Here is a 272-nt window from a genome sequence, read left to right as displayed (position 1 = left end):
GTACTCATCTGGAACTCGTCACGATCACCGTAGTAGGCGATATAGGTGATATCGATCGCCACATCGACGTGGCGATCGATCGAATAGTATTGCTCAGCAGCCCACATCATCGTTCCAATCGCTCCGTTAACCATCGAGGCGATCTCGATCGCCTCGAGTTGCTTGATGTAGTGGAGATGCGTATCACCGTCAGGACCGCCGTTTTCGCGGGTTGTTTCCTCGTCGAAGATCCGGCTTCCCTGGTTGGCAGCAGTCCCGGTCAATCCGAGGTA

General features: G+C 54.4%; 1 pseudogene. It reads right to left on the bottom strand.

The annotated features are described in order from the left end of the window. Window positions 1-272: pseudogene (locus D3D02_RS20220) on the bottom strand (ISNCY family transposase); the annotation flags it as partial.

It is taken from the genome of Halobellus sp. Atlit-38R (genome assembly GCF_003665925.1).
Lineage (GTDB): Archaea > Halobacteriota > Halobacteria > Halobacteriales > Haloferacaceae > Haloquadratum > Haloquadratum inordinatus.
This window is presented reverse-complemented; position numbering and strand designations above follow the sequence as displayed.